Annotated in this window: 31 protein-coding genes; 13 read left to right on the top strand and 18 right to left on the bottom strand. The window is 61.8% G+C overall.

The window, feature by feature from the left end:
• Positions 1-328: 328 nt before the first annotated feature.
• The 4 genes from HNQ99_RS14890 (at position 329) to HNQ99_RS14875 (ending at position 3,389) form a co-directional block, all read left to right on the top strand.
• Positions 329-823 (top strand): helix-turn-helix domain-containing protein, encoded by a 495-nt coding sequence (locus tag HNQ99_RS14890; protein WP_246415026.1) that lies wholly within the window; start codon positions 329-331, stop codon positions 821-823.
• Between the two features lie 27 nt (positions 824-850).
• A complete protein-coding gene (locus HNQ99_RS14885) occupies positions 851-1,192 on the top strand; it encodes a hypothetical protein (protein ID WP_184477045.1) in 342 nt (113 codons plus the stop codon).
• Between the two features lie 469 nt (positions 1,193-1,661).
• Entirely contained in the window at positions 1,662-2,120 is a 459-nt protein-coding gene (locus HNQ99_RS14880; RefSeq protein ID WP_184477044.1) for a MarR family transcriptional regulator, read from the top strand.
• A gap of 81 nt (positions 2,121-2,201) precedes the next feature.
• On the top strand, positions 2,202-3,389 hold the full coding sequence (locus tag HNQ99_RS14875) for a carboxylate-amine ligase (protein ID WP_184477042.1): 1,188 nt from the start codon (positions 2,202-2,204) through the stop codon (positions 3,387-3,389).
• Positions 3,390-3,422: 33 nt separating this feature from the next.
• Here the strand turns inward: HNQ99_RS14875 and HNQ99_RS14870 are convergent, their stop codons facing one another.
• Positions 3,423-4,910, bottom strand: a complete 1,488-nt coding sequence (locus tag HNQ99_RS14870; protein ID WP_246415025.1) for a DHA2 family efflux MFS transporter permease subunit — start codon at positions 4,908-4,910, stop codon at positions 3,423-3,425.
• A gap of 19 nt (positions 4,911-4,929) precedes the next feature.
• Positions 4,930-5,967, bottom strand: coding sequence for an HlyD family secretion protein (locus HNQ99_RS14865; RefSeq protein ID WP_184477038.1), 1,038 nt, complete (start codon positions 5,965-5,967; stop codon positions 4,930-4,932).
• Between the two features lie 491 nt (positions 5,968-6,458).
• On the opposite strand from HNQ99_RS14865, the gene HNQ99_RS14860 reads away from it, so the two are divergent.
• The 4 genes from HNQ99_RS14860 to HNQ99_RS14845 are packed head-to-tail and all read left to right on the top strand — an operon-like array spanning position 6,459 to position 9,891.
• Complete coding sequence (locus tag HNQ99_RS14860; RefSeq protein WP_184477036.1) at positions 6,459-6,626, top strand: hypothetical protein; 168 nt, start codon at positions 6,459-6,461, stop codon at positions 6,624-6,626.
• A 15-nt stretch (positions 6,627-6,641) separates the two neighbouring features.
• Positions 6,642-8,159, top strand: a complete 1,518-nt coding sequence (locus tag HNQ99_RS14855; RefSeq protein WP_184477034.1) for a radical SAM/SPASM domain-containing protein — start codon at positions 6,642-6,644, stop codon at positions 8,157-8,159.
• A 17-nt stretch (positions 8,160-8,176) separates the two neighbouring features.
• Positions 8,177-8,917 (top strand): 2OG-Fe dioxygenase family protein, encoded by a 741-nt coding sequence (locus tag HNQ99_RS14850; RefSeq protein WP_184477032.1) that lies wholly within the window; start codon positions 8,177-8,179, stop codon positions 8,915-8,917.
• A gap of 26 nt (positions 8,918-8,943) precedes the next feature.
• Positions 8,944-9,891 carry a 2OG-Fe(II)-dependent halogenase WelO5 family protein gene (locus tag HNQ99_RS14845; protein ID WP_184477030.1) on the top strand — a complete coding sequence of 316 codons (948 nt, stop codon included), beginning with the start codon at positions 8,944-8,946 and terminating at the stop codon, positions 9,889-9,891.
• Between the two features lie 22 nt (positions 9,892-9,913).
• On the opposite strand, the gene HNQ99_RS14840 is transcribed toward HNQ99_RS14845, so the two are convergent.
• From HNQ99_RS14840 to HNQ99_RS14820, 5 genes are all read right to left on the bottom strand, one after another.
• Positions 9,914-11,197, bottom strand: a complete 1,284-nt coding sequence (locus HNQ99_RS14840; protein ID WP_184477028.1) for a Fic/DOC family protein — start codon at positions 11,195-11,197, stop codon at positions 9,914-9,916.
• Positions 11,197-11,454: a hypothetical protein gene (locus tag HNQ99_RS14835; protein WP_184477025.1), complete on the bottom strand. Its 258-nt coding sequence runs from the start codon at positions 11,452-11,454 to the stop codon at positions 11,197-11,199. Before HNQ99_RS14835 ends, HNQ99_RS14840 begins: the two co-directional genes overlap by 1 nt.
• A gap of 169 nt (positions 11,455-11,623) precedes the next feature.
• Positions 11,624-12,124: an RNA polymerase sigma factor gene (locus HNQ99_RS14830; RefSeq protein ID WP_184477023.1), complete on the bottom strand. Its 501-nt coding sequence runs from the start codon at positions 12,122-12,124 to the stop codon at positions 11,624-11,626.
• Positions 12,125-12,589: 465 nt separating this feature from the next.
• A complete protein-coding gene (locus tag HNQ99_RS16720) occupies positions 12,590-13,021 on the bottom strand; it encodes a hypothetical protein (RefSeq protein WP_246415024.1) in 432 nt (143 codons plus the stop codon).
• The gene (locus tag HNQ99_RS14820) at positions 13,018-13,935 is read right to left on the bottom strand and encodes a GGDEF domain-containing protein (protein ID WP_184477021.1); all 918 of its coding nucleotides are present in this window, start codon (positions 13,933-13,935) and stop codon (positions 13,018-13,020) included. Before HNQ99_RS14820 ends, HNQ99_RS16720 begins: the two co-directional genes overlap by 4 nt.
• A gap of 102 nt (positions 13,936-14,037) precedes the next feature.
• On the opposite strand from HNQ99_RS14820, the gene HNQ99_RS16715 reads away from it, so the two are divergent.
• Together HNQ99_RS16715 and HNQ99_RS14810 are read left to right on the top strand one after the other, a co-directional pair.
• Entirely contained in the window at positions 14,038-14,301 is a 264-nt protein-coding gene (locus tag HNQ99_RS16715) for a helix-turn-helix domain-containing protein (protein WP_184477019.1), read from the top strand.
• Positions 14,302-14,393: 92 nt separating this feature from the next.
• Entirely contained in the window at positions 14,394-14,870 is a 477-nt protein-coding gene (locus HNQ99_RS14810) for a hypothetical protein (RefSeq protein WP_246415023.1), read from the top strand.
• A 16-nt stretch (positions 14,871-14,886) separates the two neighbouring features.
• On the opposite strand, the gene HNQ99_RS14805 is transcribed toward HNQ99_RS14810, so the two are convergent.
• From HNQ99_RS14805 to HNQ99_RS14795, 3 genes are all read right to left on the bottom strand, one after another.
• The gene (locus HNQ99_RS14805; RefSeq protein ID WP_184477017.1) at positions 14,887-15,393 is read right to left on the bottom strand and encodes a MucR family transcriptional regulator; all 507 of its coding nucleotides are present in this window, start codon (positions 15,391-15,393) and stop codon (positions 14,887-14,889) included.
• Positions 15,394-15,999: 606 nt separating this feature from the next.
• Entirely contained in the window at positions 16,000-17,826 is a 1,827-nt protein-coding gene (locus HNQ99_RS14800; protein WP_184477015.1) for a ParB/RepB/Spo0J family partition protein, read from the bottom strand.
• A gap of 45 nt (positions 17,827-17,871) precedes the next feature.
• A complete protein-coding gene (locus HNQ99_RS14795) occupies positions 17,872-18,063 on the bottom strand; it encodes a hypothetical protein (RefSeq protein WP_184477013.1) in 192 nt (63 codons plus the stop codon).
• Positions 18,064-18,389: 326 nt separating this feature from the next.
• On the opposite strand from HNQ99_RS14795, the gene HNQ99_RS14790 reads away from it, so the two are divergent.
• Entirely contained in the window at positions 18,390-18,584 is a 195-nt protein-coding gene (locus HNQ99_RS14790) for a hypothetical protein (protein WP_184477011.1), read from the top strand.
• Between the two features lie 52 nt (positions 18,585-18,636).
• Here HNQ99_RS14790 and HNQ99_RS14785 read toward each other — a convergent pair whose 3' ends face one another.
• The 7 genes from HNQ99_RS14785 to HNQ99_RS14755 all read right to left on the bottom strand — a co-directional run bounded on the left by HNQ99_RS14785 (position 18,637) and on the right by HNQ99_RS14755 (position 22,665).
• Positions 18,637-19,083: a hypothetical protein gene (locus HNQ99_RS14785; RefSeq protein WP_184477010.1), complete on the bottom strand. Its 447-nt coding sequence runs from the start codon at positions 19,081-19,083 to the stop codon at positions 18,637-18,639.
• Positions 19,084-19,160: 77 nt separating this feature from the next.
• Complete coding sequence (locus HNQ99_RS14780; protein ID WP_184477008.1) at positions 19,161-19,682, bottom strand: hypothetical protein; 522 nt, start codon at positions 19,680-19,682, stop codon at positions 19,161-19,163.
• Positions 19,683-19,831: 149 nt separating this feature from the next.
• The gene (locus tag HNQ99_RS14775; RefSeq protein WP_221232714.1) at positions 19,832-20,479 is read right to left on the bottom strand and encodes a class I SAM-dependent DNA methyltransferase; all 648 of its coding nucleotides are present in this window, start codon (positions 20,477-20,479) and stop codon (positions 19,832-19,834) included.
• Positions 20,480-20,534: 55 nt separating this feature from the next.
• Positions 20,535-20,732, bottom strand: coding sequence for a hypothetical protein (locus HNQ99_RS14770; RefSeq protein WP_246415022.1), 198 nt, complete (start codon positions 20,730-20,732; stop codon positions 20,535-20,537).
• Entirely contained in the window at positions 20,729-21,046 is a 318-nt protein-coding gene (locus tag HNQ99_RS14765; protein ID WP_184477004.1) for a DUF7673 family protein, read from the bottom strand. The genes HNQ99_RS14770 and HNQ99_RS14765 overlap by 4 nt, the downstream gene beginning before the upstream one ends.
• 30 nt (positions 21,047-21,076) lie before the next feature.
• Complete coding sequence (locus HNQ99_RS14760) at positions 21,077-21,745, bottom strand: hypothetical protein (protein WP_184477002.1); 669 nt, start codon at positions 21,743-21,745, stop codon at positions 21,077-21,079.
• Positions 21,742-22,665: an ArdC family protein gene (locus HNQ99_RS14755; RefSeq protein ID WP_184477000.1), complete on the bottom strand. Its 924-nt coding sequence runs from the start codon at positions 22,663-22,665 to the stop codon at positions 21,742-21,744. Before HNQ99_RS14755 ends, HNQ99_RS14760 begins: the two co-directional genes overlap by 4 nt.
• 333 nt (positions 22,666-22,998) lie before the next feature.
• On the opposite strand from HNQ99_RS14755, the gene HNQ99_RS14750 reads away from it, so the two are divergent.
• Together HNQ99_RS14750 and HNQ99_RS14745 are read left to right on the top strand one after the other, a co-directional pair.
• Positions 22,999-23,238 carry a hypothetical protein gene (locus HNQ99_RS14750; protein WP_017184242.1) on the top strand — a complete coding sequence of 80 codons (240 nt, stop codon included), beginning with the start codon at positions 22,999-23,001 and terminating at the stop codon, positions 23,236-23,238.
• Complete coding sequence (locus HNQ99_RS14745; RefSeq protein WP_184476998.1) at positions 23,235-23,801, top strand: AAA family ATPase; 567 nt, start codon at positions 23,235-23,237, stop codon at positions 23,799-23,801. The genes HNQ99_RS14750 and HNQ99_RS14745 overlap by 4 nt, the downstream gene beginning before the upstream one ends.
• Positions 23,802-23,973: 172 nt before the next feature.
• Here HNQ99_RS14745 and HNQ99_RS14740 read toward each other — a convergent pair whose 3' ends face one another.
• Complete coding sequence (locus HNQ99_RS14740) at positions 23,974-24,318, bottom strand: hypothetical protein (RefSeq protein ID WP_322790383.1); 345 nt, start codon at positions 24,316-24,318, stop codon at positions 23,974-23,976.
• Between the last annotated feature and the right edge of the window lie 432 nt (positions 24,319-24,750).

The raw sequence follows: 24,750 nt of genomic DNA, 5'->3' as shown, positions 1-24,750 counted from the left end.
CTCTTGTGGCAGCTCAGCTCCATCAAACCATTGCCCGTTGTGATATGCCGGCGGGGTGCTGGACGGCACCCCGCCGGCATCCGCGATCAGTCGCGGCAATCCGAGTCGCTAAGAGCGGCGTTGTGCGTCGCAGCGAAATTGACCGAGCGTTTCCGTAGCGTCAATCCGCCCCAAGCTGTTTGCCAGCGCTCGCGTACGACGAGCGCACTTGGCGCCGCTTCGCTTATGCAAAAAAATTTGGAGGCTTGACGCTTTTTTCCTGCCGTGAATCCGAGTTATCGTCGTTCTGGAAACGATTCGTTCCAGCTTGCGGCGGGAATGTCATGGGATGTCGAGTACCGAACCTGTTCCAAGATCTGAGGAGTATCCTCCTCCACCATCCGATGAGACCGACGTCGTCGATCCTCGGGCCTCCTTGCTGACAGAACGCCAACGCTCTTATCTCCGGCTGGTCCTCCAACTCAAAAACTCCAAGGAGATCGCGGCCGCGACCGGAGCCGCCAGCTACCGCGCAGTGGATAAACAGCTGCTGAAGGCCAATGCCATCCTTGGCGTATCGACACGTTTCGAGGCAGCGCAGCTTTTCGCCGCCTTGGAAAGGGGGGTAGAGCCTTTACACCCTGCAAACGCTCTACCTTCCCACACCCCCACTTCTCGGTTTTCTCCTCCTTGGCCGACCGCAGGGGCGGCAGCAAACATGCTCACATGGAAGCAAGTGGCCGCATGGACCGCGATCATCGCGATCGTGACTCCCTTGGGGCTGACTGCCGCCGGAATGGCATATGTCACGCTGCTCTTCCTGCTTCGGTTTTTACAACTTTGACGAGCGCAACGCGCTCAAGGAGGCGTCATGCAAGCACTTGTGAACACGAGCCGGATCGTCGCTGACGAGCTTCGTAAGGCGGAGCGGTCGATCAATCTCGCGGCACGCGATACCGCGCAGTTTCTGTTAACAACCTTGGATGCGACCGAAGCGCATCGGCTGTCACCTGCAATGGCACAGCGAACGGTCAAGGCGACCGTAGCGGCGCTGAGTGCCCTCGTCGAAGGCCAAGATCATATGGCCATGCGCGCTCACATCTCGATCGAGAAAACCGGCCGACAGCTCGGCCTCTCGGAGACCAGTTGGGGTGAAGGCGCGCCAAAGCCGGTGATAGGGGTTGAGAACGAAGCCGAGAATGAGTCCGCTTAACGCTCCGGGGGCAGGGGATGATGTCGCTGCAAATATTTTTGGCACTGCTTTTTGACGCGACACTCATTCTTATATGCAGTTACGCTTTCGTGCGAGGTGGCAGGCCAGAGCGTATCGGGGCTGGCATCAATATGCTGGCATCGGTTGCTACGACCGCTCTCCGGTTGCTGAACGTTGCATACTTCGCTCCTGCCGATCTTGTGATCCTTGTCATAGACATAGCTGTCGTCGGCGGCTTCTACTGCCTGGGGATCACAACAACTCGCTTCTGGCCGATATGGGCGGCTGGCTTCGCCCTCGCCAATCTCTTCATGAGCCTGCTGGGCGGCCTGCTGCCCCGTGTGCCCCTCTTCGTTTACCATACCCAGCTCGGGATATACGCCTACCTCGCACTCGGAGCCCTGGCGCTCGGGACATTCCGACTGCCGCGGTGCGCCGAACCTCACCTACGAACGGGATCGAGACAATCATGGATGCAGCACTTGAAGGAGACGAGTTGATCGATGTCGTCGTTCGGCTCCCGCGCAAGGCCGTCGAAAATACGCTTTTGTCAGCGGTTAGCAGCAATAAGGAGATCGGGAGCTGTCGCTTGGGAGAAGCGAAGGCACTTCTGACGGGACGGCTAAAGCTCGCCGCCTGCTTCACCGGTGTTCGCTTCAGCGATCCAAGCTTCGACATGATCCTGCAACTTTATGTCGCGACGCAAGAGGGGCGGCACATCACCGTTTCTCAGCTTTCCAGCTTGAGTGGCGGTTCGAGCACCACTGCTTTACGCCACATCGAACATCTCGAAGCGCTGGGCTACATCAGCCGGGAGGCCGATCGTGACGATCGGCGACGCGCAAATGTCGCGATGCTGCCCCCGCTGTCAACGGCCGTGGACCAATGGCTCGACCTGCAGATGGCCGCCTCACGCCTGGGATGCTGAAATCGCGCTACGGCGAACATGCTGAGCGGGCAAGCGGTGTCCGGCTGTGATGCATAAAGTACATTCGGGAGCGGGTTTATTATGTCCGAGGCGTTCACCTACGGGGTAGAGGAAGAATTCCTGCTCCTGTCTCGAAGCAGGCTCAGTGTTTCCAGTAGAAACCGAGACGATATCGTATCGGCCATAAACAAAGATATCGGCGGCAGCAGGTGCTCTAAAGAGTTCTATGCCTACCAGATAGAGACTATCACCGACCCGTGCAGCGATCGAATGACGCTCTTGAGCCAGCTGAAGGTGAACCGAGAGGCCCTTTTAGAAGTCAGTGCTCGCTTCGATGAGATTCCATTGGCGACTGGGCTGCTTCCTGAGCGGATGTCGGGCTGGGACGAAATCACAGATAGTGCGAAGTACGGGTCTATCATCGATCGGCATCCGGAATATACGATGTTCGGAGGCGGAGGCATGTCCGCGCTTCATGTGCACGTCGCAGTCCCAGCTGACATTGATCGCATTCGGATACTGAATTCCATATTGCCTATGGTGCCGGTATTCATCGCGCTCGCGGCCAACTCTCCCATTTTCGATGGCAGTGTCGGTGCGTTTCTGAGCATGCGTCGAGCAGTGCTGAGTGCGATACCCAGATTCGGTTTCAATCCCCCATTCCGTCGATATGAAGAGTACGAATTGTGGCAGAGCCGCTACCTGAAGTCAGGTATAATAGCCCGTCCGGGGGAACTCTGGTGGATGGTCCGACCTTCGCAGAGCTATCCGACCATTGAACTCCGCGCGCCGGACACGTGCAGATCACCGCTGCTGGCGGCCGCGCTTGCCGCTCTGTTCAGGTGCCTCGTGATTGCCGGATGTAGGTCAGATGGTGCGAGCGAGCCGATGGCTTCTGAGCTAAGTGTGCTGGAAGAGTCCTGCAGACAAGCGGCCCGATATGGCGTACGAGCTCGCCTTCCCGATCCAATGGCAATACCACTTGAATTGGCAACGCTCGTGCGAAACTGCTTGTCTCAGCTGCAGCCTATCGCAGCCGAGTTCGGTCATGATGATGACTTCGGTTTCATTGCACATGCTGTCACGGGCAATGAAGCCGCACTGCGGACGATAGAAGCGTGGGAACTGTACCAAGACGGTCTCACCGAGGCCGGACGCAAAAAGTTTTTCGATACGCTGACCGTCACGGCTGATACACAGTGGAGCGTATATGACGATGGCCGCCGGCGAAGGCCGGCAGAGAACATTCCGACCGCTGAGACCAAATAGCCTCGAAGTCAGCACCGGCAAATCCGCACTGGCTTAGGATCGGTCAGGTGCGGCCGCCGCGATCCGACCTCTCAGCGTGAAGGCCAAGATCGCCGCGCCCCAGCAATAGAGGGCGGTCAACGCAAAGCAGCGATTGAAGCCGAGAACCAGCGCGGCGTCATTTAGAGCCGCAATCGGGACCGCATTATCCCCAGGCGCGGCATGGGGTCCAGCGACCACACGGTAAGAAGCAGACAAGTCGGCGTAGGCTTGGTGGGATGCCACCACAAGCTCGCTAGATAGCAGCGCTACGCCGAACGCACCGCCCAGGTTACGCGCGAGGTACAAAAGGCTGGTCGCGCTGCTGACCTGCCCAGCATCGACGCCCTTCATGGTGAGGCTCTGCGTGGTCGTCACCGCGACGATCAGGCCGATCCCGCGCAAGATTTGCATGGTCGCGAACTCCCAGAAGTCCCACTGTGCGGTGGCGGCCTGACCGAGCCAGAATGCATAGCCCGCCATCGCGAAGCCGCCGCCCATCAAGAGCCGCGGATCGACCCGGCTCAGACGCGGCATCAGCACCAGCCCCGCGATGATCATGCTCACTCCTGAAACCATCAGGGTCTCGCCCACCTGAATGGGTGAATATCCCCGCACGTTGGCCAGGAAGAGTGGTAGTAGATAGCTTCCCCCGAAAATCGATACGCCGCTGACCGTAACCAAGAGCCATCCAGTGCGGAAAGCGTGGGCGAGCAGCGGCCTTAGGTCGATTAGCGGATCTTTCGCCACCATGCTGCGCCGGACAAATGCCAGCAGTCCAACCGCGCCGAGCACCATCAGCGCACATATCCACCCGTCCTCTGTCCAGTTGCGCCGCTGCCCCTCCTCAAGGGCGAACTGTATGGAGGCCAGGCACGCGGACAGGGCGACCAGCGAGCCCCAGTCAAGTGGCGGCGCCGGGCTCACGCGCCCCTCGGTGGCCGAGATCGAGCGCGTAACCGCGAGGATCGCTAGCAAGCCAGGCATGACGTTAACGAAGAACAGCCACCGCCATCCCGCCGCATCTGAAATGTAGCCGCCGAGTACCGGTCCGATCGCGGGTGCCGACACTGAAAATAACGCCAGGATCAAGCTGATTCTAGGCTTTAGCGCCTCGGGGAACGCGGTAAAACCATAAGTGAAAGCCATTGGAAGCATGACGCCGCCGGCACAGCCTTGAAGCGCGCGTGCCACTATCAGCATGGGCAGTGACTGCGCGGTGCCGACTGCAAGACTGAATAACACGAAGGCACCGCAGGCGATCCCAAACAGGGTTCGTAAGCCGAGCCGTCGAGTCAGACTTCCGACTAATGGGATCGAGAGGGTTTCGGCGATCAGGTAGGAGGTCTGCACCCAACTGATCTCGTCGACGCTGGCGCCGACGCCAGCCTGGATCATTTCGAGCGACGAGGTTACAATCTGAACGTCGAGCACAGCGATGAATTGTGCCACCAGTAATCCGATAAAACACCACCAGGTGGATTTCCCATGTGCGGGCGGCATCGTCGGATCGCTCGACATGTCAGCGGGCTTCGCCGAGATCGACGGAAACGTTTGCGGACAGGCCAGGTCTGAGCATCCGATCGGCCGCGGCCGCTGCGGCTGGCGCTAGTTCTATCCGGACCGGTACACGCTGGACGATCTTTACGAAATTGCCGTTTGCGTTGTCGATCGGCATTGCCGCGAATTTCGACCCGGTAGCGGGTGAGAGGCTCTGGATACGGCCGGTAAGGACGCGGCCTGGAAAGGCATCAAGCCGGATCTGTGCGACCTGTCCGACGCGCAACCGACTGAACTGCGTCTCTTTGAAATTGGCGACGATGTATTGCGCCCGTGCTGGCACCACATGCATCACCACATCGCCGGGTCTCAGAAACTGCCCAACCCGGGCGAGCACCGGACCTACGGTCCCGCGCACCGGCGAGCGAAGAGACGTACGCTCCAAGTCCAGTCGCGCACGCGCGACCTCCGCGTCGGCCCGGGCGAGATCGGCCGCAAGGGTTTCCGCCTCCCCGGACACCGTGCGACCCTGCGCCGCCTCTGCCGCCATATCGGCCTTCGCTTCATCAATGTCGGCCGTCGCCTTTGTTGCGTCGGCTGTGGCTGTTTGCAGAAGCCGGCCTGTCGCCCAGCCCTGAGCGGCGAGCCGCGCGATCCGCTCCTGCTGCGCTTGCACCGCCTCGCCCGTCGCCATCGCGCCGCGGAGCGCGGCCACTTTCTCTTGCAGTGCCGCTCGCCGCTCGGCGCTTCGGTGGGTGAGCTGAGTAATCGCCGCCTGTGCAGCGCGTCGTCTGGCAAGCGCAGCAGCTAGGGTTAGCCGGAAGTCGGCTGGCTCAATGACCGCCAGCGTCTGTTCACGGCGAACGTGGTCATTGGGAGTGGTCACCACCTGCACTACAAAGCCGCTAATCTGTGAGGACAACATGATGATGTCCGTATCAACAAAGGCATTGTCCGTGGTCACGTAGCGCTGCCGATCGGACCACCACCACCAGGCGCCCGCACTGATGACCAGTGACAGCGCGAACCATGCCCCCCTTTCGAAGGTCAGCGCACGCATACCGGTCGTACGCGATGCTAGCCATGCGATCCCTTTCACCGGGGATCGGGCGCGCGGAATCGAAACCGCGTCTGGACCTTGCCTGTGCAACCGGCGGTGCTCACCCGCACAGGAGATCCGCGGCGGTCGTCGTGCAGTTCCCCGGCGCCTCGTCGGAGCAATATGGTCCCGTGGGAATGACCGTTGTCACGGCTACTCCCGCCTTCTGGGAAGATTTGACCGGGGGCCATGGCAGAAAGGTCGTCGAAATGGCACATAACGGGAATCCATATATATCTTCCTTATAGAGCGCGAGTGCCTCAAGGTATTATGTTGCCATATACAATAACTGATCCGCCGTTATTGGAGTGAATTCGCTCCATACTTTGCACCAAGGCTACACCAACCCGCTTCTTGTTATCATTATCTACTTTCGTATCTTGTCTGGTGGCTTGCTGATCGAGTCAGTTGGCCGAGGTGAAGTTGATTCAACCAGCTGAAGGAGCGACATCATGAAGACAACGATCAGTGGAACTGTGGGCGGTACTGTCGGCGGAACCGTCGGCGGTACGGTGGGCGGAACCGTCGGCGGCACGGTGGGCGGCACTGTCGGCGGAACCGTTGGTGGCACGTCCGCCATCCACAACGGCGTCATGCTGAAGCATGCGCTGACCAAGTAAGAATGGAGGCTGTCCGTGCTGAAAACGCCGAACATGGTTCGCGAGAACATCGCACTCGTCCTTTCGGATGAAACGGTCGAGCGCAACGTCGGAAGCCGGACAGCCGTCTATCATCGGCGGCTCGGCGGCCTATGCCTCTTGGACGAAGCCGCTCTTGCCACGTTGCACAGCTTCAAAGGTGGTCGAGCGATCCCGGCCAAATGGCTCGAGGGTGATGCAGAGTCACGTGAAGCCGAGCTCGTCCAACAATTGGAAGCGCGGCAATTATTGTTCCGGGAGGGCCAGTCCTCGGATCGTCGGCAAGATGAAACCAAGCCCCCTCGGGTGACCGTCATCCAGTTGATAATGGCCAACGCGTGCAATTTTGGCTGCACATATTGCTTCGAGGGCATTCAAGGCCGCGAGATGTCGGTCGAGTCTGAGGTACGGAAGGTTGAGTCTGCTCGCCTTGCGTCTCCGGAAAGCATCAAGATCGATCTCGGCGACTCGATGTATGCGTCGAAGGAGCGCTTCGAGCATCAGTTCGACCCGAAAAACCGACGCATGAAGCCCGACGATGCCGTTCGCTACATCGACGAGGCTCTTGGCGTGGCCAGAGCTGGCGGCGTCAACGAGGTTATGATTCAATTTTTCGGCGGTGAGCCGCTGCTGAACTGGCCTGCGGTGGCCGCCGTTCTAAAGCGCTTCGGCAATGGTGCCGACGATGGGATGACGATCCACTACTCAACAGTGACGAATGGCTCGCTTATCACAGAAGAGATCGCCAGGACCTTCAGCGAATATGGCGTCGCAGTTTGCGTGAGCTTCGACTCGCCCGACAGTCCGAACCGCCCCCTCAAGGATGGGTCTAGCAGCACGCCATCAGTCATGCGGGGGTTCCGCTACCTCCAAAAGTTCGGCAATCGAGTGGCGATCAATGCTGCGCTAACCTCCAGCACATGGGATCAGTTTGACAACTCGATTGTCGACCTCGCCGTGGATGTCGGCGCATCCGAGATTGGCGTGGTGGTCGATTTCGATCCGACATTTTACGTCAGCTATGACGCTGACCAAATTGGCGACCGGCTATGGTCCGTCATCGAGTACGGTCGACAGCGCGGTGTCGTGTTGACCGGCTACTGGCACCAGATATTTCAGGTACTGCTCGGCTTCGACGTCGTGAGCCAACGAGGTTTCAAGAACTGCTCCGCCAAGGGCGCGCAGCTCAGCATCGAACCAAACGGTTCGGTCTTCTCCTGCAAGGCTGGTTCCACGCTTCTTGGTAAGATCGATGCCGGCGCCGATCTTCTCCGAGCCGAGCCATATTTGGCACATGACAAGCTGCGCACTGAGAACCCCCCATTTTGCAATGGATGCGAGATCGAGGGTTTCTGTGCGGGCCTTTGCCTCGGCCCCTTGGAGAAGAAGTTTGGCGAGATCGATATGATCGAGCCAGCAGCCTGTGATTTCTATCGTGACATCACACGCAAACACATCGCTGCCCTGCAGCCTTTTGAGGTGGCGACGTTCGACCTTCAGCACCAGCCAGCTTAACCCCAGGGGAACTCGGAATGCTTGATATTGTAGAAAAACCACTCTCGATCGCCGGTGATTTCGCTGTGGACGGCTGGACGATCATCGATACACCGCCGCTTTCGAACGAGATGCTGGCAACCTTCGAGGACCTGCCGCGCGACATGCATAGCCTCCAGCGCTATCGCACCGTTCGGCTTACGCAATATTTCGCCTATTGCGAGGATAGAGAGTGGATTTTTGCGCCGCTTCCGCGTCGCGATTATGTCCAGTCTGCCGAGTATATTAAGATTCCCGAGGCTGGCGGCGTCAAACGTTTCCGCGAGCAATTGGTGTGCGACCCTTCCTCACTTCTCGTTGCAATACTGGCCGTGCTGCCGATCGATCGCGATGAGCTCTACCAAATCAATGTGAGCCAGTTTCGAGTGCGTGTCGATGCGGAATGGAAGGGCATCACGGTGCCCGAAGGTCCGCATCGGGACGGGCACCGGTTCAGCGTCGTCGGGGTTGCCCGACGCCATCAGGTCGACGGCGGCGAAACTCAGATCATCGAGCCGGCAACGGGCGAGATCGTTTTTCGGACGACGCTTCAGAACAACCAGGCTATCCTGATGAACGACGACCGTTGGATCCATTATGCGACCGACATCGTTGCCGCTGAAGGCTATGACAGTGGCTACCGCGATATCTGGGTGATCGAGGTCGATCCATGGGCGGAGCGCTGCTACGGTCCTCTGCATGAGCAGCGTGCTTCCGCACCATCGATTGCCGCTGAATGATCTAGCCCGCAGTCGGGCGGCCATTGGTGATCGAACACATTATCGCGAACAATCGTACGGGCACTTCGTCGTCGTACATTCCGAGCTTCACGGGCGACAGGAATTTGGAAGGAGGGCTGCGGTCACGTGGCTCAGAAGGAACGGACATGTTCAGAGGTCAAGAAGTCTCGGCTCAGGAATTTGCCTGGAACTCACGCGTACTTTCGCCCGAAAGTCTTAGCGACGATGCTTCTCTGGAAGCACTCATTACAGGGCAGGCGGGTGTCATCGTACTGCGTGGTTTTCTGTCGAAGGAGGTCTTGTCGTCTGCCTTCGGATCCGTAGAAAAAATGGAGCCGCTCATTAAAGACAACCTTTACCCTAATACCCGCCTGATTACAGTAGGGCCTTATCTCGCTGGAGCCTTGGACCTTCCACAAGCCTACTTCGATAGAGCCAGAGATATGGAACAGGCCGTTCCGCCCGAGATGACAGTATTCACTGCAAAGATATACGACTTGGTTGCCACCGCCCTATGTCTTAATACTCTCAACGTAGCACGCGAGGAATCTGGCGACGCCTATTCACCTTTTATGGTACTTATACATCGAAGTGGCATGGCGATGCCCCTGCACAACGATATGATCGCAAGAGATGCCATCGGCAGCAGCTTACGGGTTGCCGCCGCGAGGAGCCAGCTCAGGTGTACCGTTTGCCTGCAGGAATGCACCTCTGGTGGAGAACTCATCCTGTACAAAAAACAGTGGTCTTTGGCAGATGAGGCTTCAAAGATAAGGGGCAACTTTGGCTATCCGCTGAGCGTCGTTGAGGGATGCAAACAGCTCGTTTTTAAGCCGGAGACGGGCGACATCTATATTTTCAATCCCACCTATTACCACGAAGTAGCCGAGACTGCTGGCGACACGAGGGTGACACTGGGTTTTTTCTTCGGACGCGCTGGCGGTGACGATCGCGACATGGTCGCGTGGAGCTGACGTTTGAACTACCCCAGGGCCATCAGCGTCTTCGGTCCTTATCGCGTGGTGCTGTCGCCGGCGCCACGCCACCAATTTTGGGATCCAGCGTATCGCCCGATTTGATCCGATCGGCAACAAGCTGGCGGGTCGAATCGCCGATCGTTCCCACCATGCGGGCGCTTTCACCTCGATCGCGCGCCGTCTGCATTGCCGCGTCGACGATCGCCTGCGCTGGCGCAAGGCGCGGATCGGCATGGTTCATTTCCGGCGTATTCTTCAGGAAAGCGGCGGCAAGTCGCTCCTGACCGGGAGAGTGCCCAGGGGGCAGGACCGGCTTTTGCAGCGCCCGCACGGCACGCTGAATGTGTGCCTGCTGCTGGACGTTGATCTGGATGCCAAGAGCCGCGCCGATCTCTCGCACGCGTTCAAGAGGCGTCTGTTGGGCACTTATGACGGCATCGACCTGCCGAACGCCAAGGTAGGTTAGAAGATGAGACTGATAGACCGGCCCCTTGGCATGGCGGACATAGGCAAGCTCGGTGCGCGCATTGGCGATCGCGGCGGAAGATGCGTCCTCCTTTATCAAGCCGCGCAGCCGCTCGACTGCCTGCTGGCGCGCGGCCGGCAAGTAGCGTTCCAGTTCCTCACGTGCCTTTGTCAACGTCACGCGGTAGCGCTGGCCCTCGGGTGGCGCGCGGTTGGGGAGCAGGGCGATCCCGGCCGGGCCGATGCGCGGCTCGGGCGCGAGATCCCGTTTGATTGCCGCCGCTGAGAGGACCGCGGCCATGCCGCGATGATCACCGGTGAGAAAGCCGTGGCGCGAAGCCTCCATCCACCTGTCCTTGTCGATCGCCGCAATGCGGATCGGATGCCCCGCATCGCGCGCGATCTGCGCCGCGTGTTGGCGCATCGTGCGGCCATTGCCCTCGCGGAAGGGGTGGATGGCATTGATCTCGTTGATGTGGTTGCCGAGCCGATCGAAAAACTCGTCTCGAGGAAGGCCACGGAAATCGTTCGTTGCGCTCATGTCCGTGAACAGCTTGTCGAGTTCGCGCGCGACGTAGGGCACGGCGGCGAAGCTCGACCCGCCTTTGGCAATGTTGACGGTGCGGTCCTGGCCCGCCCACTCGTAGAGGTCCTGGAACAGGTGTTTGTGGAGGGCTCGGTAGCCGTCGGCAGTCGCCGGAAAGGTCAGGCGCCCAGCCTCCGCGCTCCGTGCCAGCGTCAGGCGTCGCTCTGCCTCGGTGAGCGAGTTCTCGTCGGTGATGCCAAGGCGATTCCTAAACGTCTCCGTGCCGGGATATGCGTAGGGATCGCCGACCATCAGGCAGCGATCTGGTCAGTTCCGGGCTGATAGAGGCTAAGGATGATCGAGGGCATGAGTGCAGGGGGAACACCCTCGTCGAGCATCATCGCGAACATCGCGTCTTCATCGATGGTCGGCTCCATGTCCTCAATGGCAAGATTCGCGCGTGCTTCCGCTACGTCCTCGCGCCACGCCGCGACCTGTTCAGGGGTGCCGCGCTCGAAATCCATCTGCCGGACACGCTCACGCAGCGCCTCAAGATCGATCTGAGCCATCATCATCCTTTCCACATTTACATTACGCCTCCCGGGGCGATTTCTCAACAAATCACTTAATGCAACGTGCATTCGGCTCACCATATTCCACGTCCATTTCGGCGCGACGTATGCAGGCAAATATCAGTATTCGCTTGGAAACGTGACGGTCACTCCGTGCCTGCTATGCTCATGACAGATCGTCCCGGAAACGGCGTATATGTTTCATCGCTTTCGCAAGGTGATATTCGACGCCGTGGATGCTCAACCCGTAGCGGGCCGCGAGTTCGGGAAGCGTCAGGCCGTCTACCCGATGAAGGAAAAAGATGGTTCGCGTTCGTGGAGTGAGCCGCACAAGGCTCGCCTCGACCCGGCGCAACAGGTCGGCCGCCTCAAGCTGCATAAGGGGATCGAGCCCGCATAGATCGACGCTATCGGTGGAGACATGCCGATCGACGCGATGCCGGGACCGTGCCCGCCAATGCTCAATCGCGAGGTTGACCGCCGTTCGCATCAGGAAGGCTTCGGGACGGTCGGCCCTGCGCCCGACCGTTCGACGAAAACACTCCTGCACCATGTCCTCGGCTTCGTCGCCGAAGCCCTTGTTGCGAAAGTAGCGCCTTAGTCTCGGGGCGGCACGATCAAAGACGCTCTCGATCGGCTCCCCGGTCGGCGTTGGCGACGTCCCCATAGATTTTCCTCCGGCATGGGCCACAAGGCCGCTCGGGCCTCAGGGCCCTGCCGTTCCGGCGAGGAACGGGATGGGGAGGGGGAATGAGAATCGATCGTTGGCGCGGGCGAGCCGCCTAGCCTGGCCGGCGCTCTCCGCCGGGAGCCGGGCTTGGCGGATTACACGGGCGATCGATTGTCGTTCGGGAACGAAAGGGCGGCGCCCTTGGCGTTCCCCTCGTCCGGCGCAGCTCGTCCGCCAGTGCACGCCGGTCGACAAAGACTCTCGCGCCCCGGCGCGCGGCCGCAAGAGAAACCCTTCACGTCTTGGACAGCGGCAATTCGTCGCGCGCTGTGTGTGATCCGGCGAGTTTCACCCGAGCCTGCGCGTGCATAGCGATATGTTTCCGCCTAAAGGGCCGCATCGGCCTCCTGGCTGACCACTCCCGGCGACAATCCACCTTGTCGCCGGGAGACCATGAAGCCCTTAGCGGCGCTGCATCGGTTCCCCGCGCTGCGCCTCCGCGACATCGCGGAGGATAGCCCCCCAACAGGCGATAATCAGCCCCTCATCGTCGGACGTTTCCTGGGTCGCCAGCGCATAGATACCAAGGAGATCGGCAACCTCTTCGACCGAGCTGCCGCCCCGGCGTGCCAGCAAGGTGGCGAATACCGCCAGCGCGCCGCCGATCGCGCGGACCAGCGCCGGATCGGCGACAAGCTGGGGAACGGAGGTAGAGGCGCCGCATCTTTCATCCGGCAGCTCGTCACCCGGCTTCATCGGGGGAATCCGCTCGGCGACGTCGATGGCCATTTGCAAGTGGACAGCGGCGACGTCCTCCCTCGTTTCGTCGAGCATGGCGATGGCCTCGCGCATAAGTGCGACGGCGCGCCGCCGCAGCGAAACCGAATCCTTCATGCAAGTCCCTTCTGGCGCTGGACGGCGGTGCGGCCGATCGGCGGCCTGTCGGGCTCGCCGATCCTGTCTACAACGATCGAATTCTTGCCCGTCCGTTTGGCGCGATACATGGCCTGATCGGCAGCATGCACCAGTTCCGCGGCGTTGCGCGGAGCATAAGGCGGGATCAGCAACGCGCCCATGCTGCACGTCACGGGATAGCGTGCATTGGTTAGCACGGCCGTCAGGCGGGCGTGCATGTCGTGCGCGAAACCTTGACCCTCGGCGATCGACGGCACGCGCACCAGCAAGGAAAATTCATCGCCGCCGATGCGGCCGATGAGATCTTCCCGGCGCATGATGGTTGAAACGCCTTTGGCGAACGTCGTGAGAACTTCGTCGCCGGCCTGATGCCCCTCCCGACTGTTTACGGCTTTGAAGTCGTCGAGATCGAGGATGACCAGCAGCAGGGTTTGGCCTGTATGCGCTGCACCCTGGATGGCCTTGGCGCAACGGCGTTGGAAGACTTCCTTGTTCAAGGTGCCCGTCATGCGATCGCGATGGGCGTGGAATAGTTCGCGATCGTAGGAGCGACGAAAGCTAGTGATGGTTGCCGCGAGGAAGAGGAATGTCGCGACGTAGATTATGACGCGCAGCGCATGGACTGCAGGATCGACCGGTGAATCTACGCGCAGCGCCGGCATGATGGCCAGCAACGCCGCGATCACCGCCACGAAATAGCCCTCGCGCGCACCCAGGCCCCATGCTGCTCCGCAGATGATCGGGATGTAGAGCGGAGCGCCACCTACAGCGGGCACCGCATGGTCAAGCGCAGCGACAATGCTGGTCGCGGCGACCATTGCGACCCAGATTTTTTCTCTCGAGAGGGCTTCGAGATATCCGGCCAGGCGGCCGACAGGCAAATGGCTGTTCATGCACGTTTTCCAACTCGGCAAATTCCTGACCTTAGCAGCGGTTCGTAAAATGATACTTAAAACCCGTCGCCTTATAACCATCTCGCAGGCGATTTATGAAGGGTGAAACGCACCCATCCCGGATGCTTACGTGCTATCGTCGCAACCAATATCCGCCGATACCGGAAAGCCCTTGGCATCAGCCAACAGGACTTCGCTTATGACATCGAGATGGATCGCACCTATTTCGGCGGCATAGAGCGCGGGGAGCGCAATGTCGCCATCGACAATATCGAGAGGATAGCGACAGGCTTGAAGGTCAGCCCCTATCTGTTGTTGCTCGATCCAGGCACAAATGTTGAAAGTGCCGATACACCGTCGGAATGAGGGTCGGCAGCTGCTTCGAAAACCGGCACAGGCCCGGTCGGCGTGCCGATTTTCTGCTTTCGTTCTCGGCTCGACTGATTCAGAATCGGCCCATGCCGATCGCCCCCGAACATCGCTGGCTCTATCCGATCGACTGGCCCGAACTGTCGAAGCTGATCCGGTTCGGCCGCGCCATGGGGTGCTGCGAACATTGCCGCCGCCCGCATGGTCGGCGCGTGTTTCACCTGGGCGATGGTCGCTGGTGGGATGCCGATCACCGGCTCTGGCGCGATGGGCGCGGGCGCCGGGTGCGAGCGCCAGGCTCCGACATCGTGGCGATCGTCCGCCTCACGCGGGTCTATATCGCGTGCGCGCACCTGAATCATGATCCGACCGACAACGCGCCGCGCAACCTCGCCGCGCTCTGCCAGCGGTGCCACATGATCCACGACGCGGCCGAGCATCGGCGCCGGCGCTGGCGGAATGCCTATCGACGGCGCGCGCTGGGCGACCTGCTGGTGTTGCTCGACGCGCCTCCGGCGACGGGCTGGGGTGTGCCACGTGGCACACCTGCAGCGGCTCGCAGCTAGATCCGCAGCGCCGGCGTTACTCCTTGGTCGATAGACCGAGCTTGCGGCGTCGGGGCTTCGGTGCTGCCGGCGTTTCTGGCGCGGGCGTCGATGCGGGCGCGGCGGGCTTGCGGCCAAGACCGATCTTCTTCGCCATTGCGCGCCGCGCCTCGCTGTAGGCGGGCGCGACCATCGGATAATCGGGCTTCAGCTTGTAGCGAGCGCGATACTCGTCGGGAGTGAGACCGTGCGTCGAAAGGTGGCGGCGCAGCGTCCGATAGGGCTTTCCGTCGATCATCGAAATGATCCGCTCGGGTGAGGCGAGAGACTTTTTGGCGGTCACGGCAGGGGTATGAGCTTCGGCCGCATCGCCGGGGACGTCGTCGGCCGTTGCACCGGCTCCGGCGCGGAGTTGGGCGATCGCACCGTGCACGGCGTTCAGGAACGCGGGCACGGCCTCGGCGTCCGCGCGCGTGTTGGGGTTCGCCAGCCAGGCGGCGGTCAACTCGGCCGCCAGTTCGATCGTGCTCGGCGTATCGTCCATCTGCTCCCCTTGCTGGGCGAACCCGCCCGATTTTCAGGATGGGGCGTCATCCTGCTATTGGTTGTTAAGCTCCAAAGGAGTATATAGCCCTTGCTGTTTCGTGATTGTCGATTGCGGAACCATCCTGAGCCCGTCGAGCTGCTACTCGGCGGGCTCAAACTTTCAGGACATCCTGAAAGGAAAGGACGGGAACCCTGCTAGGCTCCCGTCCCCCGTCAGGCTACTTGTGGCGGCCCAACTTTACAATCGCCACCACGAGCGAAAAGCCCGCGATCACGACCATTGCTGTTTCATATATCGTCAAATTGCGTCACCTCCTTTGACCGGCAAGATTGCGGGGGAGCTGCTACATCCGTCCGCCGCCGATCGAGGCCATTCTAGCCGATCCGGGCTGACGGTGGCCGTAATTCTGACGCGCTCCCGGTCACGATTACGTCAAGTCGCCACGGCGCCGCCCGTCCCTTGTGGGCGGGCGGCGCCCGCGGGCCTGAAAGGGCAGCGGGCGCGACGGCCATGCGGGGCATGGCTGTCGCGCCGGCGACGGGGCCGCTCCTGATGGAACAGCAAGGAAGGAAAGGGGGCCGATTATCACCGGCCCCCGATGGTTCACGCCATTTCGTCGTCGGCCATATCCTCCATGCCGTCGCCGTCCATGTCGGTGTCCTCCGGATCACCCTCGGGCTGGTCGAACGCGCCGATCTTCATCGGGGCCGGAAGCCAATTGGCGGACAGCCGCTCCGACACGTTGACGGCAAGGTCAGCCTTCTTCTTGATGGTCGCGCAATTCTCGGCGCTCGGAGCACCGCATTCCTCGCGCAATAGGTCGATCATCGCCGCGCGGCGCATCTTGTCGAACAGGCCGATAGGGGCGCTCCAACGCGCGGCAATGTCCACCCCGCCCGCCCGTGCGATCTGCTCGAAATGATGGTGGCGCTGGCCGGGGGAGCCGCCCGCGAACACCGTGCCGTCCAGCGTCATCGCGACAAGCCCGGCGAGCAACGCCATCTTGTCGTCGGTCGTCATGGTGCGGATTGCCTCGAAACGCCCTTCGGCGGGGATGGAAGCAAAGCGGGTCGCCATTGTTTCCTCGACGGGGCGGACGTCGCTGGTCGCCATAAGCTCGTCGGGAACGTCCGTCGCGATGGTCTTGGCCTGAACCTCAAGCGCCATCTGATAGCTGTGCGCGCCGTGAAGCAACTGGCCCGCAAGGCTGTCCAGCATGATGTCGAGCGCCAGCGCCGGGTCGGCCGCGACCGCCTCCTGCACGATCTGCGTCTTGATGCGCGACAGGTCGGCGAAGAGGCTGTTGCTGTAGAGCGGCGTCGGGCCATCACTGGTCGCCTTGGGCTTGGGTTCCGCCTTGGCCCGATAGAAGCTCTTGCCAAGCGTCCCGTCCCGCGAAACCCATAGCGCCACGCCTCCGACCGCCACCTGTTCACGGTTGAAGGCGCGCAACCCCTCGATGATTGCGTCCCGCTGGTCGGACAGCGGCTCGATACGATCACTGTCCTCGCCCTCGGCCTCCGCGATCGCCTCGATCTCGGCATCGATAGCGGCAAGCCGCTCGGCCTCGGCCTCGGTCGGCTCGCGGGTGGCGGGATACATGCTGCCCTTCATGTAGAGGTCGTATGGCCGGTCCAGTTCGGCGCGGACCTCGTGCCACCCGACTGCCCGATATTCTGCGGCGATGGCGTCCAGCTTTTCCTCTGCCAGTTCCTGCACAAGCTCGGGCTGGTCGGCAAAGCCCTCATCCCCTTGGCTGAACAGGTCCACCGTGATCGTCCCGCCCTTCGCCTCATAGGCTTCGCGACCGACGAACAGAAACGCGCCGCTGGTGGTGTCTACCTTCTCGGTGGTGAGCATCCGGCGAATGGTGTGGGCTTGACCGTTCGCCGCCTTGCAGACCTTCACTTGGGTGGCGTGATCGTCGGTGAGCGTGAGCGCGCGCGCCGCCTCAAGCGACAGCTGGTCCTTGGCGATAAGATTAATCAACGACGGTGCGAGGGCGGAAAGGCGGAGCATCTTATAGACGAAGCTGACCGCGACTCCGGACCGGGCGGCGATATCCTCGGCGGACATGCCGGTATCGCGGAGCGCCCCATAGGACCGGATGCGGTCGGCGGGGTGCATGTCCTCGCGCTGCTCATTCTCGATCAGCGACAGTTCGATGGCTTCTTCCTTGGCGCGAACCTCGACGGGGAAAGCATCGCTATTCTTGATCCGCTTGCGCTTCGCCAGTTCCTTCAACCCACGGTAGCGCCGCCCTCCGGCGAAGACGTAGAACAGGCCGTCTTCCTCATAGGCGACAAGGTTCTGCAACAGGCCGTGCGCGGCAATGTCGTCGGCCATCGCGTCGATGGCGCTCGGCTTCACCTTGCGCTGATTGAGTGGGGAAAGACGAAGCTGCGACAGCTTAACGGTGATGATAGCCATGATGAAACTCCTGTGAATTTCGATAGTGTCAATTGGGGGGAGGGGTCAGCCTTCGAGGGCTGCAAGTTCGTCAAACTCGGCCGATGCGCGCACCGCGCTGTCGCCCGCGTAGGTCGCGCCGGTTCGTGGATAGAAGAACACGCGCTCGCCTCGGCGATAGGGCGTGCCGTCGGCACTGGTCCCGTCCACCTTGGCCCGTTTCCAGTAGGGATCGCCTTTGTATCGGGTGTAAGCCATTGTCCTTTCTCCTTCTTCTGAGCGGCTGAAAGCCGGTTGCCGCAGCAACCGGATCTGCCTCTCCGGCGAGGAGCGGGATGGGGAGGGAGGGGGAAAATCGATGACCTTGGCGCGGGCAGGCCGCCCTAGCGCGGCCGACGCCCCCCTAGGGCGTCGGGTGCCGCGCTTGGCGGACCACACGGGGTCGTCTATTTTCCTTCGGGAACGAAAGGGCAGCAGCCCTTGGTGTTCCCCGCGACGGATGGCCTCCGGGGGAGGGCATCGACGCCAACGGGCATACGCCGCGCCCCCTGGGCGCGTCAGACAGGCGTGGAAGAGGAGAACCGATGGAACCCCTACATATTGGACTGGCGGAGCATTGCCGCCTTCAGCGCAACCATAACGGGCAGGCCGCGCTATGGCTCTACGCCGGCAGGACGCTCGATGGCGATCGGCCGGTAATCGGCGTTGCCTTGCTGTCGGATACCGCGCTTACCGAACTGTCGAAGGCTTTGAACGGCGAAGACGCCGGCACCCCCTGATGCAGCCGGCGACCTGTTCACCTCGGCCCGGCGCGAGCCAGATCGCCGCGCCTTAAGCGCGTCTGTTTGCCGCCCCAAGCTGGCGAGCGGCGACGTCCAGGAGCCGTTGGAGGCAATCGAGCGCGCGGGCAGGGTCGGGAAGATCTTGCGGGACACGTTGCGGGTAGCGAAAGCACTGGATCGCGTGGGGGTAGGACAGCGCGTCGATGATTGCCGTGAGGTCAGCGCCGATCGCATCGGACAGGTCGAGCTGGCCACGCCGCACCGCTCGGCAGCATCCGTCGAGGTCATGCCCTATGAGCATCAGATCTTCCTCATCCCATCCGTCATTGAGCAGGATCGCCTTGAGGCCAAGTTCTAGGCCGTGCGCGACGACCGCGAAATAGGGCAGGCGTTCGGCGCCGACGATCCCCTGCGCCAGCACGCGGCGCGCGGCCTCGGCATAGGCGCCGGCAAGGACCAGGTGCCGATCGGCGCGTGTGGGTATCTGGGACGGCATGACGAACGGTCTTGATGCCGATCGGCACGAAACACCCCGAAGCGGGTGCGGTCAGCGCGAGGAAAATGGAAAGCCGTTCATCCGTTAAGGTAGAGGCCCCGCTCCCAAAGCCATGCTTCGAACTCGGCAATCGTGCGGTAGCCGGCATTAGGGACATCGAGGATCTGCGCGCGCGTCAATGCGGCAATGCGCTCGGGGAGAAGGCGATCGCGTTCTGCGCGATCCGCCTCGGGCTCGTCGATCAGGTTGTACAGCACGCCTCGGGCACGCACCGAAAGACCGGCGCGGTTCGGTTCGTCCGCCAGCATCATGGCCCGCGCCTGCGTGCGGGCCATGAGCTGGCGCACTCGGTCGATGCTGATGCCGAACGCTTCGGCGATCTGCCGATGCGTCTTGCCCTCGGCCTTCATCGCGATCATGCGCGCGCCGCGATCCTCGCCATCGTCGCCCGGCCTGACCGATCGTGGCCGAGCGGGCCGCGCAACCTCGATCATTCGTTCGCCATCCCAAAGCCGGATCGCGCGCAACGCACCGCCCCTGATTGCCGCCACGGCCTGCGTCTTGGCATCGTCCATGTCGGGGGCGTCGATGATCGTCATCGATGGCTCGCCCATTTCTGGGATTATGTAGAACGCAAACGCCGGCATTGATGCGAAACCTCCAATGCTCGCGATTTTCCGATGAAACGGGTGCGGTCGCAACACGACAATTGCCGCCGATCGCCGCCGTTTCTACGCTCGATCGCGACCTATAGGCGCCGCGCGAGCCAAATTGTCAGTCCGCCAGTTGTGGGATCATTCTGGACATGATCGATCAGAGCGAAGTCGTGGGTATGGAGGAGCGTTCGATATTCCTCGGTATTCAGGCTCGCATGGTAAAGTCGCTCGCCCTGCCAACATCCGAAAGCCTCGCCCTGCTGCGTGCCGCTCGTGAACATGAGTGGTCCCCCGCTGCGCAGGTGCTTGGCGAAAATCGGGAACATGCGACGCTGCGCGTCGATTGGAAGATGAAAGAAGCTGTTCCAAGCAAGGATGCCATCGTGGTGATCGGCCAAGTCGAGGTCGCGCATGTCGGCAACGATCCATTGCTGCTGTGGCATTCGCGCACGACACAAGGCGATCAGCGACGGCGAGGAATCGACGCCGGTAACGCGGTGTCCGCCATCGACCAGTTCGGCCGCGATCGGTTCTCCTGAGCCACATCCGAGGTCGAGAATGGAGCTGCCTGGCCCTGCCGCCTCGGAGAAGCGGGCAATCCACGCCCGCTCGCCTTCCTTGCGATCGTCCTGCTGCCGATCGCGGTCCCATGCCTGGGCATTGTCGTCGTAAAGGTCCGGGACGCGGTCAGCGCTGCTATCCATAGGGTGGAGGATAGTAAATTCGCTCGGTCCCGTCATCGGCCCTTGTCGCGCCGTTCGCCCGCCCTGCGGGGAGCGGCGCCCGATCCGGGCGTCATTCGGCGATGAAACTGCCGCGCCCGCCCCGAAACGCGCCGACGACGCTGCCTTGATCCCAATGGCCGGAAAGGATGCCGCGCCGGGGGATGCTCCCGACCGGCTTGCGGCGTGCGGCGAGAAGCCGCGCGCGCCGGGTGTCGCGGTCGACGGGCAAGCCGGTAATGAAGTCGGTGGCGGTCCGCAGCACGATCATGACAGCCGCCATTGCTCCACAAGCAATTCCATCGCGTCGCGGTAGCCCCAGGCGTCGGCATAGACGGTCGGCTCCTGCGCCAGATGCGCCATGATCGTCACCATGTCCTCTGAAATGACAGCATCGCAGTTGCACAGGTGAAGGATCGGGAAATGGCCGTTGTCGTCGCCATTCCACCACGCCAACAGGAAGTCGGCGACCCGCGCCGACTGGCCGGTGTCCGACTTTGCGATGTCGATCAGGCGGCCAATAGCCTCGCCGACTTCCTCAAAGGTGACGGCGCGGATCACGGGGCGGCGCTGGGGCGGATTCATCTGTGGCTCCTTTCGGAAAGTCTTGGGTGATCATACGGAGAAGGAGACGGGAACCAACAGCGGATCGTCGATCGGCTCGACGTCGCGCAGCTCCACCATCGGCGTTTTCTCGACGCGCTCCGCGCCGATCGGGTCGAGATAGACATAGAGATGATCCGCAAAGACCGGGCTGCACAAGCGCCAGACGACTCCTTTGCGTCGTTTGCGGCGCTCGAAGCGGCCATCATAGGACGAGGACGATCCGACGATGCGGACGCGCTGCCCGATGCGCAGCCAGTTCGCGGCCGAGCGGATCAGCGCCGCCTTTTCGTCCTCGCTGAGGGCGAGGCGGCCGATGCCGAACGTCGCATTGGGATCGCGCGCGATCCGCGCCAGCTTCTCCGCAACCGGCTCCGGTTTCCAGTCGATGACCGGCCCGGACGCGGCCTTGTGCATATGCGTCACCGGCTTCGCGCCGAACAAGTCGGGTTGCACGCCGACAAGGCGGCGAGCGAACATCGCCTTGTGATAATCGCGCCGCCATTGCGCCTCGCGCGTGAGCGGCTTGGCCGCCGGGCCGTCGCGCATAATCGCGAGCAGCTCGTTAAACTCTTCCTCGCTGACGGTGGCGAAGCTCGGATCATAGATCAGTCGTCCCGCGATGGCCCGACCCACCTCGGGACCGGGATCGTCGGGGCCAGGATCGTGGGGGGCGGTCACGCCGCCTCCTCCTGGGATACGGCGCTCTGCGCGCCCATCCGGCTTAGCAGCCAGTCGGCCGCGTCCTGCGCGTGACGGGCGGCGGTGAAGATGCACCGTTTATCGTTGCGAAGGGCCTGTAGCCACGACGACAGGTAGGCGGCATGATCTTCGCGGTCGTGAAGCTTGATGCCGATGGCACCGCTGACGAATGCCGCGCCTAGCTCCGCGACCAGTTCGTCGCGGGCATAGTCCTCGCGCTTGGTCGAAATGAGCGTCGGCCGCGCGAGGCGCGAGGGGTGCCCCACGGCATGACAAAGTTCGTGCGCAAGGGTCGAATAATAGTCGTCGCTGGTGTGGAAGTCTGAAAATTCCGGCATGACGACAATATCGTCGCTGGGCCGGTAATAGGGCTGGGAGCCTTGATGCCTGACGGTGACGGGCACGCGGCCAAAGAGCGCGTCCAGTTCGGCATCCCGTTCGTCGGGGTTGGTCGCGGTGATGATCGGCGCTGGGGCGGGATATTTTCCCTCGACGCCATCGATCTGCTCGGAATTGAAGACCGTATAGCGCTTAAGGAACGCCACCTGACGCTTGCCATCCTCGCCGCCCTGATCTCCCTTGTCGGTGTCCACCTCGATCTTGTTGGCATAGACGACGGTTGAGCCTTTCTCGCCCTTGCGGACGCAACCGCCGAGTGCGAGGGCCTGCTTGAAGGTCAGCCAATGCGGCGAGGCATAGCCCTTCGTCATCGACGCAACCCACAGGGTCAGGACGTTAATGCCGCGATAAGGAACGCCGGTCGAGCGCAGCGGGATATTCGGCGCGGCGCTGCCGTTCCACGATTTCGACCAAGGCCGGGTGCCAGCCTCGATCATGGCGATCATCTGATCGGTTATTTCCTGATAGACGTCGGCCCGGTTGTCGGTGATCCGTCCCATGATGTCTTCCTTTCCTTTGAGGCTGAAAGCCGGTCGCAACAGCAACCGGCTCTGCCTTTCCGGCGAGGAACGGGATGGGGAGGGAGGGCGAGAATCTTGCCGCTGGCGCGGGCGAGCCGCCCTAGCGTGGCCGATGCCCTGCAGGGCGTCGGGCGCCGCGCTTGGCGGATTACACGGGCGGCACGATTGTCGTTCGGGAACGAAAGGGCAGCCGCCCTTGGTGTTCCCCTGCGGGGACTGGCCTCCGGGGGAGGGCAGAGCCGCCATCGAATGGCGCTTTTGCAAACCGCGTTCGGTGGTGACGAAGTCGGCGTTTCATGATACAAGGCTGCTATGGCCACGCAGTTGAAATCCCCGGTCGATCCCGACGATGAGCTGGCGACGATCATCATCAACGCCGCGTTGCATGATGACGGTGCCGCTGCGCGATCCCATCTCGAAGCCGGTTTCCCGGTCTATTACAGCGAGCCGGAAACCCCGGCTGATGCCGTCATCAAGGAATATCCGGGTGGCCGGCGCGAGTTGGTCCGGTTCGATCTCCACGGCGAGCATTTCGTCCAAGCGATGGCGTGAAGCCGCGGCTATGGGTGTTCGCCGGCCCCAACGGCGCCGGGAAATCGACGATCGTTGACCGCTACGTCGAGAAGCGCATTCCGATCGTGAACCCGGACAATATCGCGCGCGCATTGCCAGCCACGGTGTCAGGCACGGCACGGATTCTCCAGGCGGGGAAGTTGGCGCTGACCGAAAGGACAAGCCTTCTCGCCGCCGGTAGAACCTTCGGCATTGAGACGACGCTGACCGGGCACAGCGAACTCGATCTGATGCGGGCAGCTATCGATGCCGGTTATAACGTGAATCTGGTCTATGTGGGTCTGCGAAACGTACAGCATTCGATCGCCAGGGTGAACGAACGCACACGCCGCGGCGGTCATGACGTTCCGGTCTCGGATCTCTTCCGGCGCTTCGATCGCAGCCTGGCCAATCTCCGCACGGCCATGTCGATCGCCAATCATCGTGTGATCCTGCTCGACAACAGCGGGAGCCGGCGAAGGCTCGTGTTCACGCGTATCGGCGCACGCGCACGCTATCGCTCGCCGAACCCGCCGGAATGGGCTGCATCCATCATCCGCTGACGGCATAGCATTGCATCTCTAGCAGCAGGTTCTACCTCGCGAACACACGCGGGCCTCCCTGGGGGAGGGTCCGTTTCCCGAAAAGGGTACTAAAAGCCGAGGCCGCCCCAAAAGGGCGGCCTTTGGTTTGTCGGCGGTCATCCCCTGTGCCACGTGGCACACCCTAGGGCCGTCAGAACCATTGCCCCTGAAGGACAGCGCCGAACTCGACGGCGAGGACGACAGTACCGGCGACCAACGCGGCGAGCGCGAACAGCGCGAGCCGTGATGCGATACCGAGACGCGGCCCGCTGCGGCGCGTAATGACGATCGCGCTCCCGATCGCGATGGCGAGGATCAGCGCCGGCCCCAGCTCGTAGAGAATCAGGCCGGGGAGGCGGTTCGGCAGCAGATAAGGGAAATTGCGGATAAGGCGGCCGATCAGGACGGCACCGATCACGAGACACAGCGCAGCGCCCCAGCGACCGATAAGGATCGCGGTGGGGGAACCGCGCTCAATCATGGGCTTGTCGCCCACGACAAGCTGCGCCCGCCCGTAAGGGCGGCCCGTTGCAGCCTAGCCGATCGCAACCCGCATGGGCGGAAACCCGCTCGCGGGGTTCCGCGGAGCGCCGCGATAGCGGCGCGCAGTAGAGCGCGGGCCAAAGGCAGGCCCCGTCTATTTCCTGTCATCCGATCCATAAAGCCGCCGCACCAGCGACGCCCCTTTGGCCGACAATTTCCATCCGGCGCCTCCACGCGGTCCAGGGCTGTTATCGACATAGCCTCTTGCCTCGTAATCCCACATGAGATCGAACGCTGCGTCTCTTGCGGATTGCCTGTTCGTGAGGACGCTACGCTTATACAAGTCACGTGCAATTTCCGCCAAAGTCAGCCTTGCGCCAGCCTGTGACCCGAACAGATTCCGCAGGTCCTGGCGACCCGATGATTCTCGGACATACGCCATCAC

This window comes from Rhizorhapis suberifaciens, from assembly GCF_014200045.1.
Lineage (GTDB): Bacteria > Pseudomonadota > Alphaproteobacteria > Sphingomonadales > Sphingomonadaceae > Rhizorhapis > Rhizorhapis suberifaciens.
Note: the sequence above shows the minus strand (reverse complement) of the source record. Positions and strands in the feature narration are given on the sequence as shown.

Excerpts from the sequence above, each read along its gene's own strand:
- HNQ99_RS14890 (WP_246415026.1), top strand. The coding sequence starts at position 329 with ATGTCGAGTACCGAACCTGTTCCAAGATCTGAGGAGTATCCTCCTCCA.
- HNQ99_RS14885 (WP_184477045.1), top strand. The coding sequence starts at position 851 with ATGCAAGCACTTGTGAACACGAGCCGGATCGTCGCTGACGAGCTTCGT.
- HNQ99_RS14880 (WP_184477044.1), top strand. The coding sequence starts at position 1,662 with ATGGATGCAGCACTTGAAGGAGACGAGTTGATCGATGTCGTCGTTCGG.
- HNQ99_RS14875 (WP_184477042.1), top strand. The coding sequence starts at position 2,202 with ATGTCCGAGGCGTTCACCTACGGGGTAGAGGAAGAATTCCTGCTCCTG.
- HNQ99_RS14870 (WP_246415025.1), bottom strand. The coding sequence starts at position 4,910 with ATGCCGCCCGCACATGGGAAATCCACCTGGTGGTGTTTTATCGGATTA.
- HNQ99_RS14865 (WP_184477038.1), bottom strand. The coding sequence starts at position 5,967 with ATGCGTGCGCTGACCTTCGAAAGGGGGGCATGGTTCGCGCTGTCACTG.
- HNQ99_RS14860 (WP_184477036.1), top strand. The coding sequence starts at position 6,459 with ATGAAGACAACGATCAGTGGAACTGTGGGCGGTACTGTCGGCGGAACC.
- HNQ99_RS14850 (WP_184477032.1), top strand. The coding sequence starts at position 8,177 with ATGCTTGATATTGTAGAAAAACCACTCTCGATCGCCGGTGATTTCGCT.
- HNQ99_RS14840 (WP_184477028.1), bottom strand. The coding sequence starts at position 11,197 with ATGGTCGGCGATCCCTACGCATATCCCGGCACGGAGACGTTTAGGAAT.
- HNQ99_RS14835 (WP_184477025.1), bottom strand. The coding sequence starts at position 11,454 with ATGGCTCAGATCGATCTTGAGGCGCTGCGTGAGCGTGTCCGGCAGATG.
- HNQ99_RS14830 (WP_184477023.1), bottom strand. The coding sequence starts at position 12,124 with ATGGGGACGTCGCCAACGCCGACCGGGGAGCCGATCGAGAGCGTCTTT.
- HNQ99_RS16720 (WP_246415024.1), bottom strand. The coding sequence starts at position 13,021 with ATGAAGGATTCGGTTTCGCTGCGGCGGCGCGCCGTCGCACTTATGCGC.
- HNQ99_RS14820 (WP_184477021.1), bottom strand. The coding sequence starts at position 13,935 with ATGAACAGCCATTTGCCTGTCGGCCGCCTGGCCGGATATCTCGAAGCC.
- HNQ99_RS14810 (WP_246415023.1), top strand. The coding sequence starts at position 14,394 with ATGCCGATCGCCCCCGAACATCGCTGGCTCTATCCGATCGACTGGCCC.
- HNQ99_RS14805 (WP_184477017.1), bottom strand. The coding sequence starts at position 15,393 with ATGGACGATACGCCGAGCACGATCGAACTGGCGGCCGAGTTGACCGCC.
- HNQ99_RS14800 (WP_184477015.1), bottom strand. The coding sequence starts at position 17,826 with ATGGCTATCATCACCGTTAAGCTGTCGCAGCTTCGTCTTTCCCCACTC.
- HNQ99_RS14795 (WP_184477013.1), bottom strand. The coding sequence starts at position 18,063 with ATGGCTTACACCCGATACAAAGGCGATCCCTACTGGAAACGGGCCAAG.
- HNQ99_RS14790 (WP_184477011.1), top strand. The coding sequence starts at position 18,390 with ATGGAACCCCTACATATTGGACTGGCGGAGCATTGCCGCCTTCAGCGC.
- HNQ99_RS14785 (WP_184477010.1), bottom strand. The coding sequence starts at position 19,083 with ATGCCGTCCCAGATACCCACACGCGCCGATCGGCACCTGGTCCTTGCC.
- HNQ99_RS14780 (WP_184477008.1), bottom strand. The coding sequence starts at position 19,682 with ATGACGATCATCGACGCCCCCGACATGGACGATGCCAAGACGCAGGCC.
- HNQ99_RS14775 (WP_221232714.1), bottom strand. The coding sequence starts at position 20,479 with ATGACGGGACCGAGCGAATTTACTATCCTCCACCCTATGGATAGCAGC.
- HNQ99_RS14770 (WP_246415022.1), bottom strand. The coding sequence starts at position 20,732 with ATGATCGTGCTGCGGACCGCCACCGACTTCATTACCGGCTTGCCCGTC.
- HNQ99_RS14765 (WP_184477004.1), bottom strand. The coding sequence starts at position 21,046 with ATGAATCCGCCCCAGCGCCGCCCCGTGATCCGCGCCGTCACCTTTGAG.
- HNQ99_RS14755 (WP_184477000.1), bottom strand. The coding sequence starts at position 22,665 with ATGGGACGGATCACCGACAACCGGGCCGACGTCTATCAGGAAATAACC.
- HNQ99_RS14750 (WP_017184242.1), top strand. The coding sequence starts at position 22,999 with ATGGCCACGCAGTTGAAATCCCCGGTCGATCCCGACGATGAGCTGGCG.